Source organism: Flavobacterium sp. HNIBRBA15423, from assembly GCF_052655965.1.
Genome location: NZ_CP199751.1, coordinates 2,441,197 through 2,460,953, shown reverse-complemented (window position 1 = coordinate 2,460,953; position 19,757 = coordinate 2,441,197). Strand labels below are relative to the sequence as shown.

Here is a 19,757-nt window from a genome sequence, read left to right as displayed (position 1 = left end):
GATAATTCCCGAGCTATTCGTTTTTTATTGTTTAATAATGGAAAGATATCGTTCTAAACTTTCTTTTTCAGTTCTTGCTATAAATAATAAAAAATCTTCTTTATTATTTGAAGTTTGTGCAGCTTCTAATGAATTATAATATTCCATTCTAGTGTCATAATCTCCTTTTATATTTGCAATTACATAACCACTTTGCAATAAAATTAAATTCATGAGCAAACGAGAAGTTCTTCCATTACCATCTATAAAAGGGTGAATAGTTACTAAACGTTCATGCATTTCTGCAGCTAAAATGATAGGGTGTAATTTGTTTTTGTTTTCTAAAAACCAAATAAAATAGTCCTCCATTGCTTTTGAAACTAAATAAGGTTGTGGAGGCGTGTGAGAACTTCCTTTTATCATGACTTGAACTTTTCTGTATTTTCCCGCATCTTCTGGTATAATTCCTCTTAATATTAAATTATGAATGGATAATAATTCTCTTTCATTTAAGGTAAAATTGCGTTCTAATAATTGTTTTATGTAGCCAATGGCTTCTTGATGGTTTATCGCTTCTAGATGTTCACGCATGCTTTTTCCAGAAACAGTCAAACCTTCGTTAATAACTAAATCTGTTTCACGAAGTGTTAATGTGTTTCCTTCAATTCTATTACTTTCAAAAGTGTATTCTAGTTCTAAAGCTTGGGCAATCCTAAAGCTATCAAATTGTCTAAAATTATCTAGCTCTTTTTTAATGTCATCTATTTCTTTTAAAATTGCTTGTAGATTTTTTGATAGCTTTTTTCTTTTAAAAGAGGCATTATACCTTATTTCTTCTTCTGCAATTAAAAGTGCTTTTAAACCAAGCTCACCTTCATCTTTAATTTCATATAGAATTCTTGCTTTTATCCACTCTATCAATAAAATTTCATAATTGATTTCTAAAATTTCTGCTAGTTTTTTTATTTGTTCTTTTGTAGGTTTTCTTGATCCATTTTCAAATTTGCTTATTAAAGCTTGATCAATACCAATAAGTTGTGCTAACTCACGAGTTTTTAGATTTTTTTGCTTTCTAGCATTCTTTAATAAAGTATTCATAAATAATGACAATTAAATTCTTGACAAATTTAGTCATTTTTTTTAGTAAAAAAAAACTAAAACGATTTTTTAATTCGATCTAAATCTCTTTTTGTATCTCTTTCTTTCATGGTTTCTCTTTTGTCGTAGTTTTTCTTTCCACGACATAAAGCAACATCTAATTTTGCTAATCCTTTTTCGTTAGTAAATAAACGTAGTGGAATTATTGTTAAACCTTTATTATCACTATCTTTTTGTAGTTTTTTTAATTCTTTTTTGTTTAAAAGTAACTTCCTTTCACTTTTGGCTCTGTGATTATAATGAGTGCCAAAAAGATATTCTTCAATAGTGGCATTAATTACAAAAAGCTCATTATTATGAAATTCACAAAAACTTTCTGCAATAGAAGCTTTACCTAATCGGATTGATTTGATTTCAGTTCCAGTTAAAACAATTCCAGCAGTATACTTATCGATAATTTCGTAATCGAATTTTGCTCGTTTATTGAGTATGTTAATTGTTTTTTGCATTGGATTGCAAATGTAATTCAAAATATTAGAAATTGAAATATTTCTGCAAAATAATGATTTGATTACTTGTTTGTTTAATTTGTAAAAAAATACATTAAAAATTATTGTTTTGACATTTTTATAAGAAAAAAAATTATAAATTCGTATTTCCAACTATAAAATTATAATTTATGAAAAAATCTATTTTCAAGTTATGCTTCTTAGCATTTCTTGGTTTAACAGTTTCATGTAGTGAAGACAACATTGAAAATGAATCTACAGAACAAGTTCAAAATTTTAACCAAGAACTATTATCTACTAAACAAATTAATGATGAAATTAAGAGTAGACTGCAACAAACTGGGCAGTTTTATTGGAAAGATGCTTCTTTACAAATGTTATGGAGCGCTTCACAATACGGACAAAATATTGTGACCATAGGTTATGGGTCTTCTCAAAATGATTTTGAAAAAGGAACTTCAGGAAAAGCAATAGATATTGAAAAGCAATTATTGAATATTATTTCTAACAACGAATCAAATCCTTCTGAGAAAATACTTATTTATAGTGATCCAGTTTTAAATATTATAGATGTTGTTGTTAAGGATCAAAAAACATTGTATGAATTGAGAAGAAATAAAAATGTTAGATATGTTGAACCAGGAGATTATAAATTTTTTAAGTTTGAAGAAGAAAATGGTACAATGAGAAGTTCTAGCTCTGGTTCATCTGGTTGTGGATTTGATTCAGCGACATTAAGCTCGTCTGATTATACAACAATCACACCTAATGCAAAAGTCCCTTGGAGTTTCTATAAGCATAATATTCCTAGTGCTTGGAATAACAGTACAGGTTCAGGAATTACTATTGGAGTGATTGATTCTGGTGTTTCTCCAAATCAATCTTTACTAGGAGGTAGTTTTAATAATGGAGCATCATCTGGTAGAAGTGTTCAAAAATTTGGAACTTATGTAGATTCAATTTGGCCTTGGTCCACTTCGACAGATGGACCAAATGATCAATGTGGTCATGGAACAAGTATGACAGCAACTGCAACTGCTCCAAGAAACAATAAAGGATTACCTGTAGGTGTCGCTTATAATGCAAATTTAATTTCTTATAGAGCAGCTGCAAATGTAGTTCTAGAAGGATATCATGAGCAAAAAGGAGTTCAAAATGCTTTTGTAGGATTAGGAAATAATTCATCAGTTAAAGTTATTTCAATGTCTATGGGGCATATTTTTTCTGTTGGTCGAATTGAAGATGGAGTAAGATATGCTAATAATAGAGGTAAATTAATATTTTGCGCAGGTGGAACTTCTACAAGTTTTACAAATTTTGTTGGAGTTATTTTTCCTGCATGGATGAATGAAACAGTTGCTGTAACTGGAATAAAAGAAGGTTCAGGATACAATAAATGTTCAAATTGTCATTCTGGAGATAAAATTGATTTTACTGTGGTTATGGAACGTTCCGGGTCAGGAAACACAGCACCAGTATTGAGCTACTATGAAAACCAATCTGATTATGTGGGTGGTTCATCAGTAGCAACTGCAACAACAGCTGGAATTGCAGCTTTAGTTTGGTCAAAAAATCCTAGCTGGAACAAAGATCAAGTGTTAAATAAATTGAAACAATCTTCATCTTTATATCCTAATAAGAGTTCAGAATATGGTTATGGAAACATAAATGCAGCTTTAGCAGTACAATAAGTTTAGATAGTTATTAATTCAAAAGAAAACCGTTTTAAATTTTTTAAAACGGTTTTTTTTATGTTTACTTTTTTTTTGAATTATTTTTTTTTGTACATTTATTGATATTAACCCCAAATATTTTCCTCCTATGACTATAGAATACCAACAAATCGACAAAGAAGCTATTAGTTCTTTACATTTTCCTAATACAGAAGTATTACATGAAAAAGAGGACATTATGCAAAGGAAGAATGATATTGATAGAGCGCTAGCACTAGGTAATTTAGAACATCTTAAAATGAAAATTTATTTTGAAGATGATACGAGTTATAAAATGACTGAAACAACAATTTGGGGTGTTACTGACAATCGGATTATTTTAAAACAAGGTGTTGTTATCCCTTTGAATAGAATACATAAAATTATATAGAAATTTAAGAGCCGCTTTTAAAACGGCTCTTTTTAATATAATTTAATTGTAAATTGGCAATCAAATTTTGAATTAGGTTGTATAATTTGAATGCCTTCTTTATCTTCAATTTTCCCATTCGAATAGTAATTGTCAGCATGACCAAACCAAGGTTCTATACATAAGAAAGGTGCATTTTCTTTAGTCCAAATTCCTAAATAAGGAAAACCTTTAAAATTCATTTTTAAGAAAGGGTTGTTTTTATATTCTAATGTGACTTCAGATGAATTTAAATGTTTAAATACTAATGCATCATCTTCAAATAAAGAATAGTTAAGAGGAATTACATTTTCTTTTGACGAAATACTTTTGGTTTTACCAGAAAACAAATCATTTTCTAATGAATGACTTTCAAAATGTTCTTTGGATTCAAAAACTAAAGTATAATCAGTAAAACTTTTATCTATTGCAAAAGCTGGATGAGCACCAATTGAAAAAGGCATTTCAGCTTCATTTTTATTGATTACCGTATATTTAATGAGCAAATTATCATCAATTAATGTGTAACCAATTTGGAGTTCGAACTCAAAAGGATATATTTTTAAAGTATCTTCATTACTAGAAAGTGAAAAAACTACTTCCGTTTCAGTTTGATAAATAACTTCAAATTCATTATCTCTAGCAAAACCATGTCTTGATAAAGAATATGCTTTATCATTATAAGTATATGTGTCATTTTTTAATCGCCCTACAATTGGAAAAAGAATAGGAGATGTTTTATTCCAAAATTTGGTGTCAATTGTCCAAATATAATTGGTTTTTCCTTTTGAAAGAGTAATCAATTCAGCACCAAAACTATTAATTGATGCTGAAATTTCTTTGTTTTTAAGTATTACTTTCATTTATTCTTCTGCTAAACCTTTCCAGTTTCTAATCGTTTTGGTTAAAAAGAATAGTATAATTACTACTATGATAAAATTTAGTGAAAACATTTCTAATTGGTGTTCTCTCAACCATATATAAAAAGGATCTTCATAATAATTTTGAATTTTATCATAATATATATAGTCTTTGTATTTATAAGTTTCTATAAGTAAAAAATAGATTATAGGAATGAAAGCACTAAAGGACCAAAGTATCATATTTAAAATAACTCTTGTGAGTTGAATACTTTTTTTATTAGAATAAACCCAAAAGAAATAAATAATCATTCCAATAATAGTAAATAGAATTAAATATGCATATAGCATTCCTGAACCGGAAATGGCACTAAATATTCCATAAAAAATGTTTAAGATTCCTGTAGAAACAATTGCAATTAACCAACTTTTTCCTGTTGTTATTCTAAAAGAAAAAGTTAGTAACGACAATCCTAATGCGCCATATAAAAAAGATAATAACATTTCATTTTCAAAATAAGAATCAGTATGCGCATCTGAAACGGTATCATATTTTTGTTTTAAAACATTCTGTTGGACAAAGTATTTAGAATATTTTCCATTATCATAATCTGCATAAGGTTGAAATTTAGCATCTGAATAATTGTACCAACTATCTGCTTCATATTCAATTAAATATGGCTTGATATATAAAAAATTTTCAAAATCTGGATTTTTATAAGTTATTTCAAACCATTTTTCAGGAGTTAAGTTGGTTTTTAAATGATGTTCTTTAATTATATTAAGATAAATATTCATCAAGTTTTTAACTTCTTGTTGATTATTAGTATGTAACCAATTTTGAACTTTACTCTTTTGTATAGAATCTTCTCTTGCAGAATTTACAGAGAAATGAAAATAATTCCGATTTAATAAGGAATATTGGTTATATTTTTTACCATTAAAAATGATATAATCTTTATAAACATCATCTTGTCTTCTTATATATTCATCTACAGTTTCACCCTTGTTTGAAATCACTATTTTATTTCCTAAACTGTCAATTAACCCTGAAGCTAATGAATCAATTTCAGGTTGAGCAAAACTTCCATCTATGAAAATTTCAGCAGAACTAATTATTTCACACCTTTTTTTGGTTTGTTCTAATGAGAGATAACTTTTTTGATGTAATTGTTTACCAAAATGAAAAGGTAAATAGAAAGTAATTAATAGAAGACAAGTTATGAAAATTTGAAGCCATTCGTAAAATAAAGCATTTTTGGATTTACTATAAAATGATTTTAAAGAATTGTTTTTAAAGTAGTTTACAAGCCAAAGTATAATAACAATTATGCAAAACAAAACTCCAAATAATATTGAAAAGGTAGAAATGTTGTAATTGGTTTTATTAGAAAAGTCAATAGTTCCATCTGCATAACCTAATCCGAAGAAGATTAAGTGGAATAATAATCCTATAACCAGCATTGGAACAAATTTGGTATTCCAAAGCAGTGGATATTTCAATAAAAGTTGTTTTTGTATATCTTTAAACATGAGTTTTTAAATTTTAGTTCACAAAGAAGCGACGAGTAGAATTAGAAATATTTCGCATGTAAGAAATAGAAATCGATTGATTTACAACCGTTTTCATGAAATCTATTATGGTTATATGTTCTGGAAAAGTAGCAATATAAGTTCCTCCATTTTGTTCTAAGGAAATAATATGGAGAGATGTAAAAATGTTTTTTAAATCACTTATACTTTGTGAACTTTCAAATTCAATGATACAATTTTTAACAGTTTCATTTTCTGTATTCAAATTCTTTTGTGAACCTTGTTTCAAAAAGACTACTTGATTGGATGTTTTTTCGACTTCATATAGTTGTTGCGAACTCAAAATAATAGCAATTGGTCTAAAAGGAGAATTGGCAATGTTTCTAAAATCGTCTAAAATCGTTTGTTGAGCCAAAATGTCTAAATTGGCCAATGGTTCATCAATTAGAAGGATTTTTGGTTTTCTGAGTAACATTCGAGCCAACTCAAATCGCATTTTATAACCAGAAGATAAACTACTCCAATTGTAATTTCTAAATTTACGTAAGCCTAAACGTATAATTATTAAATCGATAACTAGATTGTTCTCTTCTGGAAGATAACCATAACAACTTGCAGTAAATTCTAAGTTTTCATACATAGAACCTCTCCATGTGTCAGTTCGTTGAGGAATATAGACAAGTTTTGTTCTCAAATCATATAAATCCTCAAAATCAAAATGATAGTTGATATAACCAGAAGTAGGCACTAATTCACCGCATAGACTTCTTAAAAGTGTTGTTTTTCCATTTCCATTTTCACCTACTAAGCCTATGATTTCACCAGTTTTAATTTCTAAATGAATAGGACCTAATGTAAAATTAGAAGTATAGATTTTCTTTAAATCATCAACGGTTATAATAGTTTGATGTTCATTTATGTTTTTGGAGTTTAAAAAAGTATATAAATCACTTAGTAATGCTTCTAATTTTTGTTTTTTTTCAACTGTATTTTGTTCATTGGTATCTAACCAATTTAAAAAATCATTCGTTTTTTTATAGTATTTGATGTTTTCTGTGTCTAAAGCAAAATCGATTGTTCTTTTTATTACTTGATTGTAATCTTCAAATTGTAAAAGTTCATGAACTTCCTTAAACTGTTTTTCAAATTCAGTCATATTTTTATTTTATGTAATTTCGCTTTAATATCGAATAATGCACACTATCAAGAAATTCTTCATTGAAAAAGAAATTTTCAACGAAATGAGCTTCTTTTATAAAGCCATTTTTTTGTAATACTTTTTCAGATGCGCTATTTCTTGGATCAATAATTGCTTCTACTGAATGTAGTCCCATTTTGTTAAATCCATAGTCTAGGAGTGTTTGTATAGCTTCAGTAATGTAACCTTTATTTTGGTATTCAGGTAACAACATATAGCCTATTTCGGAGCGATAATGTTCATTTTGAGTTCTATAAAAACCAATTAATGCAATTAATTTATCCTTTCCTTTTTCGGTCATTGCCCAATTAATTCCTTCATTGGTATCAATTTTATCTTGAATCATTTTCATGTGTTCTCTAGCTTCTTCTAAGTTAGTAATCATTGGTCTTGGAATATATTGCATTAATTCAGGATTACTTCTTAGTGCAAATATTTCATTTACATCCGTATCACGAATAGCTCTAAAAATAAGTCGTTCCGACTCTAAAATAGGGAAAGGGGAGAAGTTAAGTTTAAGCATAAAAAAAGGATTTCTTCAAAAGTAAGAAATCCTTTTCATAATTTTCAGTATGTTTTTTTATTCTTTAATTATTTTTAAATTTTGAATTCCATTTTCACAATTCACTTTTAAAAAATAGATTCCATTTGGATTATTTTCTAATTTACATTCAAAAGTAAAACTGTTAATATTGGTTTGTTTTAAAATAATTTCTCCAGTTATGTTTAACAATTCAATACTATCTATTCTGCTTTTTGAATTGACAATAAAAATATTTTTTGATGGATTTGGGTGAATATTTATCTTTTGTTGAGATAAAAGGAAATTTTCATTAGATAAAGTTTCTCTGTAATTCATTATTTCGGCAAGCATTCTTATATAAGCAGCTTGGTAATAAATTGCTGGTTCAGTAATTTCCCAACTATTCTGTGGATAACTTGTATTGAAATCTAAATAGCTTTTCGAATCGGGTTGACCATAAGGAGGTGATAATGTGGTTATTGTAAAATCTTTATTAGCACCACCTACAACATAACCTGGAGCAGGACCATTTGTAGAAGTTAATGCATTATCATAAACAGTTCCATCAAAAAACCAAGTATGATAAATTTCATTTGCAGATTTTTCAGCACCATAATTATACATATTTGATAATTGTACCATTCCTAAAGGATTTACCCCATGAAAACTATGCATAATTTCTTCACTTTTTAAGTATAAATCGGCAGTGTTACCAATGCCATAATTTGCCATGGCTACATTTAAACAACCATAAGTAGCTTTTACATTATTGCTTCCCCAGTGATAGGACCATGTAGGCATGAAGTCACGATAAAGTGTATTAGTAGTAAACCCATAATAATTATTGTAATTGTTAGTTACGTCATTATTTGCAGAAGTTATTATGTCGTTTTTTAGTGTGTTATTTGCATTTGGTAAAGAAGTGTAATACAACAGAGCATCGATTAAGGAAATTTTATAAGGAGTCCATGAATTTGTAGACAAAGGTTCCAATGATGAAGCATTTGTTATTAAAAATTGGTTGTAGGTTGTGTTATTTGTAAGCTTAAAAAGATAAACACTTGCACTTAATAAACATTCCTTTTGTCCATCAACAGATTTATCTGCATCACCTGAAATAATTTCACCGTTATCGCAGTTGGTTTCTAATGTTCCATTATTGAAAAATGGTAAAGCATAATTGTAGCAAGTAATCGCTCTATCTTGTAGTTGATCCGCGTAAGTTGATAAACTTGGAATAGACTGAAAAACGATGGCAGCATGAGCAAAAATACTAGCAACTGTTACAGAAGCAGAAGTACAAGTTACTCCATAATATCTTGGATCTGTATTTGCACTTGGAGGCGAATTTGTATTCTCACTGTAATTTTGGCTTCCCATTTTAATATGTACTGAGCCATCAGAATTTGTCATTTTATAAATCCAATCTAATTCATATTTAATTTCATCTAAAATATCCGGAATACCGTTTCCACTTTCAGGAATATTAAAATTATCAGTAAAAATAGTAGGGTTATTTTCGTAGGCTTTCAGTAAATTATGAATTGTACTATATGTAAAAGTTACATATTTATTATAATCTCCAGCATCAAACCAACCACCAGATAAGTCTTTTTCTAGACTTGCATTTGTTTTATCAAAAATATATCTAGTATTGTAGTCTTGGAGTGGATTGTTGAAATTTGTTCCATCTGTCCATTTTATATCTGCATAAGGAGTTGTTTTTGAAAAATTACAACGATTGTAATAGAACATTTTAGAAGCTACTTTTAAAACTTCGATATAGGGTGTTGTGCTTATTGTAAATATATCCGAATTGATCCCGTTAGTCACATCTTTAATATAATACTCTCCAGGTGTTGTAAAAGAGCTGAAATCAAACCACCAACCTTTATCACCAGAAGTTAAATCGGTGTTGCCATTATTCCACACTTGTGTATTTCCAGTAAAAACAACTTGATTGTTACTTGTATTAATTAATTGAAGTGTAGTTGGTGCAGTGTAGGATTCAGAAGCATTAAAACCTACTTGAGGATTTCTTAAAACCGCAGTTTTAGTTGCAGTAGTATGATATCCAAATTGATCAACATGAATAAAAGTATCCTGAGAAAAGCAATTTAAAGACACTAAAAATAGAAAGACAAAATTTGAAAATTTGATATCCATATAGTTTTTGTTTTTGCAAAAATATGAATATATTTAATTTATAAAATTTGTTCATTAAATTTTATTAAGAATTTATCTTACTTTTTTAGAGTTTGATTTTTTTATGTAAAATATAGTAAATAGCATTTTAACCTTTGTTTCATTAAAAGGCTTTTAAATCTTTATTAAAAGGAAATGAATTAGGATGCAACTCCTCTAAAAAAGTTATTTTCACAATAAGCTCTATATGCAGAACGAATTATCTTTTTAAACTCTAAAGGAATTACATTTTCAGGAACTTTTTTTAATTTCTTTAAAGATAAATTTTCTTCAATAAGAAATTGAACATGATTATCAGCATCTAATTTTGTACTTACAATAGTAACATCATCTATATTAAGAATAATACTATTTATCTCAGATTCATTTGATTTTTGATAATCGATATTGAAATTTTGATAATTCTTTTCAACTTTTAAGAAATCAAATGTGATATAAAGTCCATTCATGATTTCTCTATCAACTTGGAATCCAATTAATTTTCCTTCTTCATTTTGAATGTTAATTTTTAAATTTCTCATAGGGAATTATTTTTTATTAATTATTTCGGTTAAATAGCAATAAAATAGTTTCTCCCAAAAATGGTATTACTCTTTTTCTCAAAGTTAGTTTAACGATTCTTATAAGTCAATACGTATTTATACGTATTTTTGCCCTTTTTTAGTACGTATTTATACGTATTTTTGCAAAAAGGCCTTCTTTTTTAGTAATTTTAGAATAAAAAAATCCCATTATACAACTTGTATAATGGGATTGAATTTTGAAAAAAAGTGTATTAAATGTCTCTTAATTTACTTAATTTTTCTTTCCAAAGTTTTAATTCTTCTTTGTGTCGTTCAATGTTTTTTTCTACTTCTTTTATAAATGGATTTTCTCCTTTTGAACTACTACTTATAAATTGAATATTATTTTCTAATTGGAAAATTTCATTTTGAACTTCATCAATTTTCTTTCTAATAAAGAATTGTTCTTTCTCTAAAGAGCGATTGTCTTCATTTTCTACCCATTGATCTAATTTGGCATTAAATTTCATCATTTCGGTATCTTTTTTAGACAGACTTAGTTTTTCAAACAATGCATCTAAAATTTTATTGAATTTACCTTCAATATGTCTTCTGTTAAAAGGAACTCTACCTAGCGTTTTCCAAGCTTCAATATGTTTTTTAATTGCATCTAAATCAGTTTTATGATTACCAGTTAGTTCAAACGATTTTAAATTTTCTAGGTATTCTTTTTTACTTTCAAAAGACTGAATTTCATCTTCATTTTCTGCATTTTTTACTGCATGCATTTTGTCAAAATAATGATTACAAGCATCTTTAAAGTCTTTCCATATTTTATCTGAATATTTGCGAGGAACATGACCTATTTTTTTCCAATCATCCTGAATCTGTTTCATGATTGGTGTAGTTGCTCTAAAATCTTCACTATCTTTTAAAGATTCTGCTTTTTCAACTAGAGCTAATTTTTTATTTAAATTCTCTTGTTGTTCGTGTTTAATATCTTTATAAAACGCATTTTTATTAACATTGAAATTTCTTACAGCGGTTTTAAATGCAGCCCAAGTATCTTCTGTAACTTCAACAGGAACTTTTCCAGCTTTAAAGAAACTTTCACGTAAAATTTCCATTTTCTTTATCTGTGATTGCCAACCATTGTGTGAGTTGATATTTTCGTTTCCTAAAGCTACAATTTTAGCTATAATTTCTTTTTTCTTAGCTAAATTTTCAACTTCACGTTCTTTGGCTTGACCAAAATATGCTTCACGTTTGTCATGAATTTGTTTCGTTATGTCGCTAAATTCATTCCAGATAGCTTCTCTATATTCTCTATCAACAGGTCCAATTTCTTCTTTCCAAACACGATGTAATAATTGTAATTCACGAAAAGCTTTTAAGATATCTGATTCATCTAATAAAAGCTTAGCACGTTCAATAATTGCTTGTTTTTGCTCTAAATTGTTTTTAAAATCTTGATCACGAGCTTCTTTGTCTAAGTGAATTAAATCATAAAAACGCTCAATATGGAAATGAAAATTATTCCATACAATATTATATTTATCTCTTGGGATAGATCCAGCTGCTTTCCATTGCTCTCTAATGTCGTTTAATTTCTTAAACATATCAGCGATAGAAAGAGTTTCATCTGTTCCGTCAACTAGATTTTTTAATTCTTCAATAATCTCGTTTCTTACCGATAAATTATTTTTAAGATTTTTCTGTAACTGATTATAATGATTATTTCTATTAGTTTTATAATCATCATAAACTGTATCAAACTTGTTTTTTAAAGGAAAATGATATTCAAAAGTGGCATTTTCATCAGTATTAGATTCATTAAATTCATCTCTTTTTTCATCTAATAAATGATGATATTGATTCATAAATGATTTTCTAATTTCCTCTACATGGTCTTTAATAGCCATAACTTTATGGTTATGTACTAACTGGTCTAATTCGGCAGTTAGTTCTTCCATAGAAAGTGAGTCATAGTCTAACGTAGGAATAATGTGTTTCCCTTGAATAGAGTCGTCCTCATTCTCTTCTGCATTGGAATTATCAATCTCTTCTAAAGCCGATTGGCTAATTGTAATTACATTCTCTTGAGACTCTTGCTCTTTTTGTCCGTCTGCGTTTTGCAGGTTATCATTCTTTTCTTCTAACATCATTAAATGCTTAAGGTTACTAATTGTGACCGAAGATAATAAAGGCTGTGCAAAATTCAAAGAAAAACTGATAAATATATAGGTTTTACCTCTTTAATAATAAACATAAACCAATATATCCAAAACTTAAAAAGTAAATTAATCAGCTTAATTTAGTAATTATAAAATTATAAGTTAGATTGTTTATTATAAAAATAATATTTACAAAACATTCTATTATTAAGTAAAGTGTGATTAAAATTAATCCTTTTTTAGTTTTTTTTGATTTAGAAATTTTTTCAAATTCAAAGCAAAGAAAGAATAATCCGAGTATTCCAAAGGAAGTACTGCTGAATACTGGAATAAGTTTAAATTTGTAAGTATATCCTCATTTTTGTCAATTATTCCTAGGGATGAATAGATAAGTCCAGACAACAAGAGAAAAATTTTACCAATTAAATTTGTTGATGAGTTGTTGGTGTTCTTTATTAATGCAATATTAAAAAAAATGATTAATATACCTGTAAAAAAATAAGCGATGTATTTTATGAAATTTCTTCCAGGAATACCTTGGCTATCATACATTAAAATTATAATTTCTTTTTTTTAAAAATGAAGGTATTAAATGAATAAAAATAATACTAAAACTTAAAATAAATGTAAGTGAAATAGCTATTCCAAAATAGCCAGTAATTATTTGTTGTTTCCTGTTCATTTTAATTAGAGTGAAAATCAACCATTCCAAATACTCCATGCTTTTTCTGCTTGAAAAATAAGCATTTCATAGCCATTTTTAGTTTTTGCTCCTTGTTCCTTGGCTTTTCTTAAGAAAGTAGTTTCTTCAGGATTATAAACCAAATCAAAAGCAATATGATTTTTGGTAAACAAAGTATAATCGAGAGGAGGAGCTTCATTTATGTTTGGATGAGTTCCTACTGGTGTTGTGTTTACAATAATTGGATATTCATCAAAAACTTCTTTGGTTAATTCTTCGTAGGATAATTGAAATTCATTTGGATTTCTTGATACAAAATCATATTCTATTTTTAGTTTTTTGAAAGCAAATGCAATTCCTTTACTTGCTCCACCTGTTCCTAAAATAAGTGCTTTTTTATGATTTTCATCAAGCAAAGGTTTTAATGCTTTTTTAAAACCATAATAATCGGTATTATGACCTTTTAGTTTTTTCTTTTTTGAAATAGTAATGGTATTTACTGCTCCAATTATTTTAGCATTTTTAGATAATTTATCTAAAAATGGAATGATTTCTTCTTTGTAAGGAATAGTAACATTTAGTCCTTTCAGACCTTTTGTTTCTGACAGTATTTTTGGAAAGTCTTTTATTGATTGTAAATCAAAATTTAGATACTCACAGTTATCAAAATGAAGTAATTGAAACTTTTCTGAAAAGTATTTTCTTGAAAATGAGTAATTAATGTTTTTGCCAATTAGCCCAAACTTAATCTGCTTTTTATTTTTCTTCTTTTTTGGCATAAAGAATTAATTTTTACCAAGTCTATTGGCAATTTTTTCTAAACCGAAAATTAACATAAATCCGCAAACTAACATAATAATGGCTGTTAAAATTTGTGGGTTTCCGTTAAAATAGTGTGGTAGAATACTTTTTTCTATAAATGGTATTGTTTCACCATGGCTATTCACTCTAGTTTCTAAAACTTCCTTCCAAGGCCAAATTTTGTTTAATGAACCTATCATAAAACCAATAAGAAGAGCTAGTGTTGTGTTTTTATGATGGGCAAACATCCAAGTTAATACTTTAGAGAATAGTTTTAATCCAATAATTGCACCAAGAGCAAATGTCATCAATTTTAGCATGGCTTGGCCAATAATTTCAAAATTCATATTAGAAATGCCTTCTCTAAACTGATTGATAGTTCCAATGACTGTTTGATAAGATCCCATTAATAGTAAAATAAACGCTCCAGAAACACCTGGTAGTATCATGGCAATTATAGCTAAAAAACCAGATAAGAATAAATAAGGATAACTTTCTGGTGATTCTGCTGGTCTGGCTATAGTAATATAATAGGAGATTACTATTCCAATGAGTAATGCAAGTATCGCTTTAACGGACCATTTGGTTATTTCCTTCCAAATAAATAAAATACTAGCTAAAACTAATCCAAAAAAGAAAGACCAAACTAAAATGGGTTGGCTTTCTAAGAGATGTGTTATAATTTTTGAAAAAGTTAAAATACTAATAGCTATTCCTAATAATAATGCTAGCAAAAAATTACCATTAATTGCAGCCCAAGTGGCTTTCAAACCATTTTGTTTGACTCCTTTTAGTACAGAAAAATTAATTTTATTAATACTATCTATTAATTCTTGATAAATACCTGATATAAATGCAATAGTGCCTCCAGAAACTCCAGGTACTACATCTGCTGCACCCATTGCAATACCTTTTAAAGTGATTAATAAATAATCAGGGAAAAGTTTTCTCATGTTTTTAAAAAAATAAATGTCATTCAGAATAAAACAATTATTTTGAATGACAAATTTAGAGAAACTATTTTTTAGTTTCTGTATTTTTCAATGATGTTTTGTACTGTTTTTTTCTTCCACATATTAGGAAAGTTCTCTTGTATAATAGTGTGATTTTTAAAATTGATTCGTAAACCATTATTTAAGTGAAAATTCCCTTTTCTAGTTTCTTTGGATAAATGATATAATCCTGCTAAACGGTATTCGATTTCAAATTCTTCAGGAAAAATTTCTGTTGCTTGAAGCAATATTTCAATAGCATTTTCATATTCACCAAGTTGTTGTAGTGTTTGTGACCATAAAATAAAGGTGTCTAAATGAATATCACCTGCTTCAAAAGCTTTTCTGTAACCTAACTCAGCTTCTTCATAAAATTGAAGACCTTGGTTTATTGCAGCATATCTTTTCCAATATAAACTATTATCTGCATCAATTCCTATAGCTTTATTAACGTAGTAAATTGCTTTTTGAAAATTTTTCTGACGTATGTAAAAATCAGTAATAGAAATCCATGCTTTATCTAAAAGTGGATCTTCGTGTACTGTTCTAAGATAAAATTTTAATGCTAAATCTTTACGTCCTAATTTTTCATGACATTTTCCAACCCTTAGTAAGGCAAAAGATGTTGGATCGTCTAGCTCCATAGTTGTAGTGTAACAATCTATAGCTTCCTGATATTTTTTTAATTTTTCAAGACCTTTTGCTTTTTCAAGATAAGCTCCTAAGAAAGATTCATCAATTATAGTAGCATAATCAAATGCCCAAACTGATTTTTCATAATTCTTTAGCGCATAATATTGTCTACCAAGTTGGTGCCAAGCCACTTCGCTGTATGGTTTTTTATCTATGAACCTTTCAAGATAGGCAATTGCTTCATTGTTTTGGTCTAAAAAATCAAAACAATAAATGATATTGTACAATGCAGAATAATCATCGGAATCTTCTTCCAAGCATTTAATAAAATATTCTTTCGCTTTTTCTAATTCATCCATAAACAAATATTCCATTCCTATCATAGAATATACATCTGCGAAATCATCTGTGAATTGTAAAGCCGTTTTTAGAGAATCAATAGCTTTTACATGTTGATCTCTTTTTGAAAAAATATTGGCTTGTTGAATATATATTTCTTCATTAGTAGGTTCAATTGCATACAATTCGGTTAATAATTTTTCTGCAATATCTAATCGATCTTCATAAATTAGCATTTCTACTTGAACTAGTCTCAATCCTGTTGATTTTGGATGTTGTTCTTGTCCTAGTTTTAAAGCTTTTTTTGCTAAATTCATTCGACCTGTATCCATATAATGAAGAATAATATCTTCAAATTCTTCAGAATCAAAGAAAAACACTTTGTTGGTTTTTAGCATTGATTCAAACTTAGATAAGGATAAGTTGTTTTCTTCTTCTTCATGACTCAATCTCATAGCAATCAATTTTATGGGTTTTGTCTTATATTAAAAGTAAGACTTTTTATGGGGCAAACTAATTTTAATACGAATTGTTTTAAACAATTTAATTAACAATAAGAAATTTTAATATTAAAAAATCAATACCAATGTTAAATTTAATTTTAAATTCTCTATTTTCTTCAATATCTTCTTATTTCATTTAATACTTCAAGAATGATGCCACACCCTTTTTTAATTTCTTCTTTTGTAATCGTTAGAGGTGGAGTTATGCGAATGGCTTTGCCTTCAAACAACAGCCAAAATAGAATGACACCTCTTTTATGACATTCAAGAATTACTTGATTGGTTATTTCAGGACTTTCTGTCATGGCAGCTAGCATCAATCCTATTCCTCTTATTTCTTTTATAAGTGGATGCACTAATAATTCACGAAACAATTGTTCTTTTTCTAAAGCTTCTTGCATTAAATTAGTTTCATTTATTTCTTGAAGTGTAGCTAATGCAGCAGCTGCAATAACTGGATGACCTCCAAAAGTAGTAATGTGACCTAATTTTGGATCATGACTTAATAAATCCATCATTTCAGATGCTGCTGTAAAAGCTCCTATTGGCATTCCACTTGCCATACCTTTTCCCATTACAACTACATCGGGAACTATATTGTAATTTTGGAAACCAAATAATTTTCCTGTTCGACCAAAACCTGGTTGGATTTCATCTAATATGAGAATAGCACCTACTTCAGTGCAACGCTTTCTAACTTTTAATAAAAAATCGTTTTCTGGTTGGATAAAACCAGCACCACCCTGAATAGTTTCTAGTATAATTCCAGCAGTTTTAGTGGTAATTTTTTCTAAATCAGCTTCGTTATTAAAGGTGATAAAATCAACATCAGGAATTAAAGGACGAAATATTTGTTTACGTTCTTCAAAACCCATAACACTCATACTTCCCATTGTATTGCCATGATAGGCATTATGACAAGATATTAATTGACTTCTTCTTGTTACTCTTCTGGCTAATTTTAATGCTCCTTCAATAGCTTCTGTTCCTGAATTTACTAAATAAGTTTTGTTTAAAGGTTCAGGCAGGAGAGAAGCTAGTAATTTACAAAGTTCTGTTGCAGGTTGCTGAGCATATTCTCCATAGACCATTACATGGGAATATTTATCTAATTGTGTTTTTATGGCTTCATTAACACGTTTAGGTTGATGTCCTAAAGTGTTTGCAGAAACACCAGCTACAAAATCTAAATAGGAGTTACCATTAGTATCATAAATGTAACTTCCTTTAGCGTGAGAAATTTCCATTGCTAAAGGATGTGGTGATGTTTGTGCTTGGTATTTGAAAAAATCTTCAATCATATTAATTGTTGATTTGTTGGGATTATATTTTGTATTTAAGTAGTGTTAACTACTCTTTGCTCTTCACTTTTTTTTCTTTTCCCTCTTTTTCCTTTGGTTTTGGGTTGTTTTTATCATACTCTAATGTTTCTTTTAGAGTTTCCATTGGAATATCCTCTTCTAATGCTTTTTTCTTACTTTCGATAAGGATTTTTTCATGGATTAAATTTTCTTCTTCTGGAAAAATATCGTCTTTTGATTTAATTCGTTCATCACCTCTCCATACAAAACCTCTAAATTTTCTGGCATTTTCTGGAAATTCATTTTCAGGATAGGTAAGTGCTTCAACAGAATTATAAGCTGTTTGTGAAACTATTTGATTTCCTTCAAATAAAAAATTTAATTTACTGCACTTTTTTTTATCAATTCCTACCAACTCATTTTTGTCGTTATACATGTAATAAATTACTTCTGTGTTTTTAACAACATCTACTTCACTCAGTTTATTGTCTTTAAATTTACCGTATAAATTTTGACCTTTAATTTGGTTATAACCATTCTCACTCAAAGAATCTTTTTGAATAATAAAGGCATTATTTAGCACTTTAAGAGAATCTAATTGTTCTGTTTTATTGTTGCCAATTAAATGCATTACATCACCAGTCATTTGATTGTCGTTATTCCATAAAACGGGATTGCCTATAAGTTGTGTAATTCCAGTTTTGTTGTTAGAATGAATCGAATCACACTTACCACTCATGTCAGTTTTAAAAAATCGAACATTATCAAAAGCTCGAATAACTCTATCTTCTGGAGGACCAGTAACTAAAATTTTCTTTCCATGCATATATAAAGAATCGTTTTCTACTTTTGTAATAACCACGGCTCTTTTGGTTAAAATAATAGAATCCTTTCGGGTTGCTGTATTGCGATACATTTCAGCATAATGTCCTTTGGCAACCATATTATTAATAGTGTCGGTGATTTTTACATTATTTATTCCTCTAGAAAAATTCTTTTTTTGGTCATAATATAAATCATCTCCTTCAATAATCTTGTTGTTGTAGGTTATTTTGCTGTTTTTTTGAAGTTTACCAACATCGTTATTGGTGTCATAAAAACCATTTTCTGTATAAATTACATTGTCATTACTGGTAATAGTTGATGGTCCAAAAACATAGGCATGACCAGAATTTTCATAAAAATCAAGATGATTGGTTTTAATTACTGTCTTAGGATTAGTAACCGTTACAGCAGTAGTAAATTGGTATTTTTTTGAATCTAAAAAATAACGACCAGAACGACTTTTAAGGGTGTTTTCTTTATTAATGATAGTTCCGAAACTATTGTAAAACGCAATTTGTTTCTTTTTGTCAAAGAAAATAGTGTCTGTAGTTAAGGTAGATTCTGGAGATCTTAAATTAACATCACCAGTTGCGAATGCAAACTCATCTTTACCATCATATTCTGCATAACGGCTATTCATAGTGATAGAATCACCCTGATTGATTTGTACATTACCAAATGCTTTTACATAATTTTCATCAGTAAAATAGTAGGCTTTGTTGCAATTTATTTTTGTGCCTTTATGTATTACGCGAACATTACCAGTAAATACAGTAGCTCCTGGTATTTCATATTGATTCATATCGATAAAATCAGAATGTTCTATAATGATTTTATCTGATTCCTGCATGGTAATTTTACCAGATTTTTCTGGTTTTTTATCTTGAGCAATTGCAAAGGATCCTAGTAAGGAAATGCAAAGTATTAAATAGGCAATTTTTTTCAATCGGATTTATTTTGTGTCAAAAATAAGTAAAA

16 protein-coding genes are annotated in these 19,757 nt (G+C 28.3%); 2 read left to right on the top strand and 14 right to left on the bottom strand.

All coding sequences use genetic code 11. The features are described from left to right. Positions 1–24 precede the first annotated feature (24 nt). Both ACULEV_RS11020 and smpB read right to left on the bottom strand, forming a co-directional pair. On the bottom strand, positions 25–1,077 hold the full coding sequence (locus ACULEV_RS11020; RefSeq protein WP_445455108.1) for a Fic family protein: 1,053 nt from the start codon (positions 1,075–1,077) through the stop codon (positions 25–27). Positions 1,078–1,133: 56 nt separating this feature from the next. Continuing rightward, positions 1,134–1,586 (bottom strand): SsrA-binding protein SmpB, encoded by a 453-nt coding sequence (smpB, locus tag ACULEV_RS11015; protein ID WP_445455107.1) that lies wholly within the window; start codon positions 1,584–1,586, stop codon positions 1,134–1,136. A gap of 170 nt (positions 1,587–1,756) precedes the next feature. On the opposite strand from smpB, the gene ACULEV_RS11010 reads away from it, so the two are divergent. Then, complete coding sequence (locus tag ACULEV_RS11010; protein WP_445455106.1) at positions 1,757–3,277, top strand: S8 family peptidase; 1,521 nt, start codon at positions 1,757–1,759, stop codon at positions 3,275–3,277. A 130-nt stretch (positions 3,278–3,407) separates the two neighbouring features. Further along, positions 3,408–3,689, top strand: coding sequence for a hypothetical protein (locus tag ACULEV_RS11005; protein WP_445455105.1), 282 nt, complete (start codon positions 3,408–3,410; stop codon positions 3,687–3,689). A 32-nt stretch (positions 3,690–3,721) separates the two neighbouring features. On the opposite strand, the gene ACULEV_RS11000 is transcribed toward ACULEV_RS11005, so the two are convergent. The 12 genes from ACULEV_RS11000 to ACULEV_RS10945 all read right to left on the bottom strand — a co-directional run bounded on the left by ACULEV_RS11000 (position 3,722) and on the right by ACULEV_RS10945 (position 19,725). Beyond that, positions 3,722–4,570: an aldose 1-epimerase family protein gene (locus tag ACULEV_RS11000; RefSeq protein WP_445455104.1), complete on the bottom strand. Its 849-nt coding sequence runs from the start codon at positions 4,568–4,570 to the stop codon at positions 3,722–3,724. Next, positions 4,571–6,100 (bottom strand): hypothetical protein, encoded by a 1,530-nt coding sequence (locus ACULEV_RS10995; RefSeq protein ID WP_445455103.1) that lies wholly within the window; start codon positions 6,098–6,100, stop codon positions 4,571–4,573. 13 nt (positions 6,101–6,113) lie between these two features. Then, the gene (locus tag ACULEV_RS10990) at positions 6,114–7,256 is read right to left on the bottom strand and encodes an ABC transporter ATP-binding protein (protein ID WP_445455102.1); all 1,143 of its coding nucleotides are present in this window, start codon (positions 7,254–7,256) and stop codon (positions 6,114–6,116) included. Between the two features lie 4 nt (positions 7,257–7,260). Next, positions 7,261–7,821, bottom strand: a complete 561-nt coding sequence (locus tag ACULEV_RS10985) for a GNAT family N-acetyltransferase (RefSeq protein ID WP_445455101.1) — start codon at positions 7,819–7,821, stop codon at positions 7,261–7,263. A 57-nt stretch (positions 7,822–7,878) separates the two neighbouring features. Further along, positions 7,879–9,987 (bottom strand): glycoside hydrolase family 9 protein, encoded by a 2,109-nt coding sequence (locus tag ACULEV_RS10980; protein WP_445455100.1) that lies wholly within the window; start codon positions 9,985–9,987, stop codon positions 7,879–7,881. Positions 9,988–10,166: 179 nt separating this feature from the next. Further along, positions 10,167–10,547, bottom strand: coding sequence for a hypothetical protein (locus tag ACULEV_RS10975; protein WP_445455099.1), 381 nt, complete (start codon positions 10,545–10,547; stop codon positions 10,167–10,169). 254 nt (positions 10,548–10,801) lie between these two features. Further along, positions 10,802–12,691: a DUF349 domain-containing protein gene (locus ACULEV_RS10970; protein ID WP_445458542.1), complete on the bottom strand. Its 1,890-nt coding sequence runs from the start codon at positions 12,689–12,691 to the stop codon at positions 10,802–10,804. 711 nt (positions 12,692–13,402) lie between these two features. Continuing rightward, positions 13,403–14,164 carry a shikimate dehydrogenase family protein gene (locus ACULEV_RS10965; RefSeq protein WP_445455098.1) on the bottom strand — a complete coding sequence of 254 codons (762 nt, stop codon included), beginning with the start codon at positions 14,162–14,164 and terminating at the stop codon, positions 13,403–13,405. A 6-nt stretch (positions 14,165–14,170) separates the two neighbouring features. Beyond that, positions 14,171–15,139, bottom strand: a complete 969-nt coding sequence (locus ACULEV_RS10960; protein ID WP_445455097.1) for a DUF368 domain-containing protein — start codon at positions 15,137–15,139, stop codon at positions 14,171–14,173. Positions 15,140–15,210: 71 nt separating this feature from the next. Continuing rightward, entirely contained in the window at positions 15,211–16,605 is a 1,395-nt protein-coding gene (locus tag ACULEV_RS10955) for a tetratricopeptide repeat protein (RefSeq protein ID WP_445455096.1), read from the bottom strand. A gap of 164 nt (positions 16,606–16,769) precedes the next feature. Then, entirely contained in the window at positions 16,770–17,954 is a 1,185-nt protein-coding gene (locus ACULEV_RS10950; RefSeq protein WP_445455095.1) for an aspartate aminotransferase family protein, read from the bottom strand. Positions 17,955–18,003: 49 nt separating this feature from the next. After that, the gene (locus ACULEV_RS10945) at positions 18,004–19,725 is read right to left on the bottom strand and encodes an OstA-like protein (RefSeq protein WP_445455094.1); all 1,722 of its coding nucleotides are present in this window, start codon (positions 19,723–19,725) and stop codon (positions 18,004–18,006) included. Between the last annotated feature and the right edge of the window lie 32 nt (positions 19,726–19,757).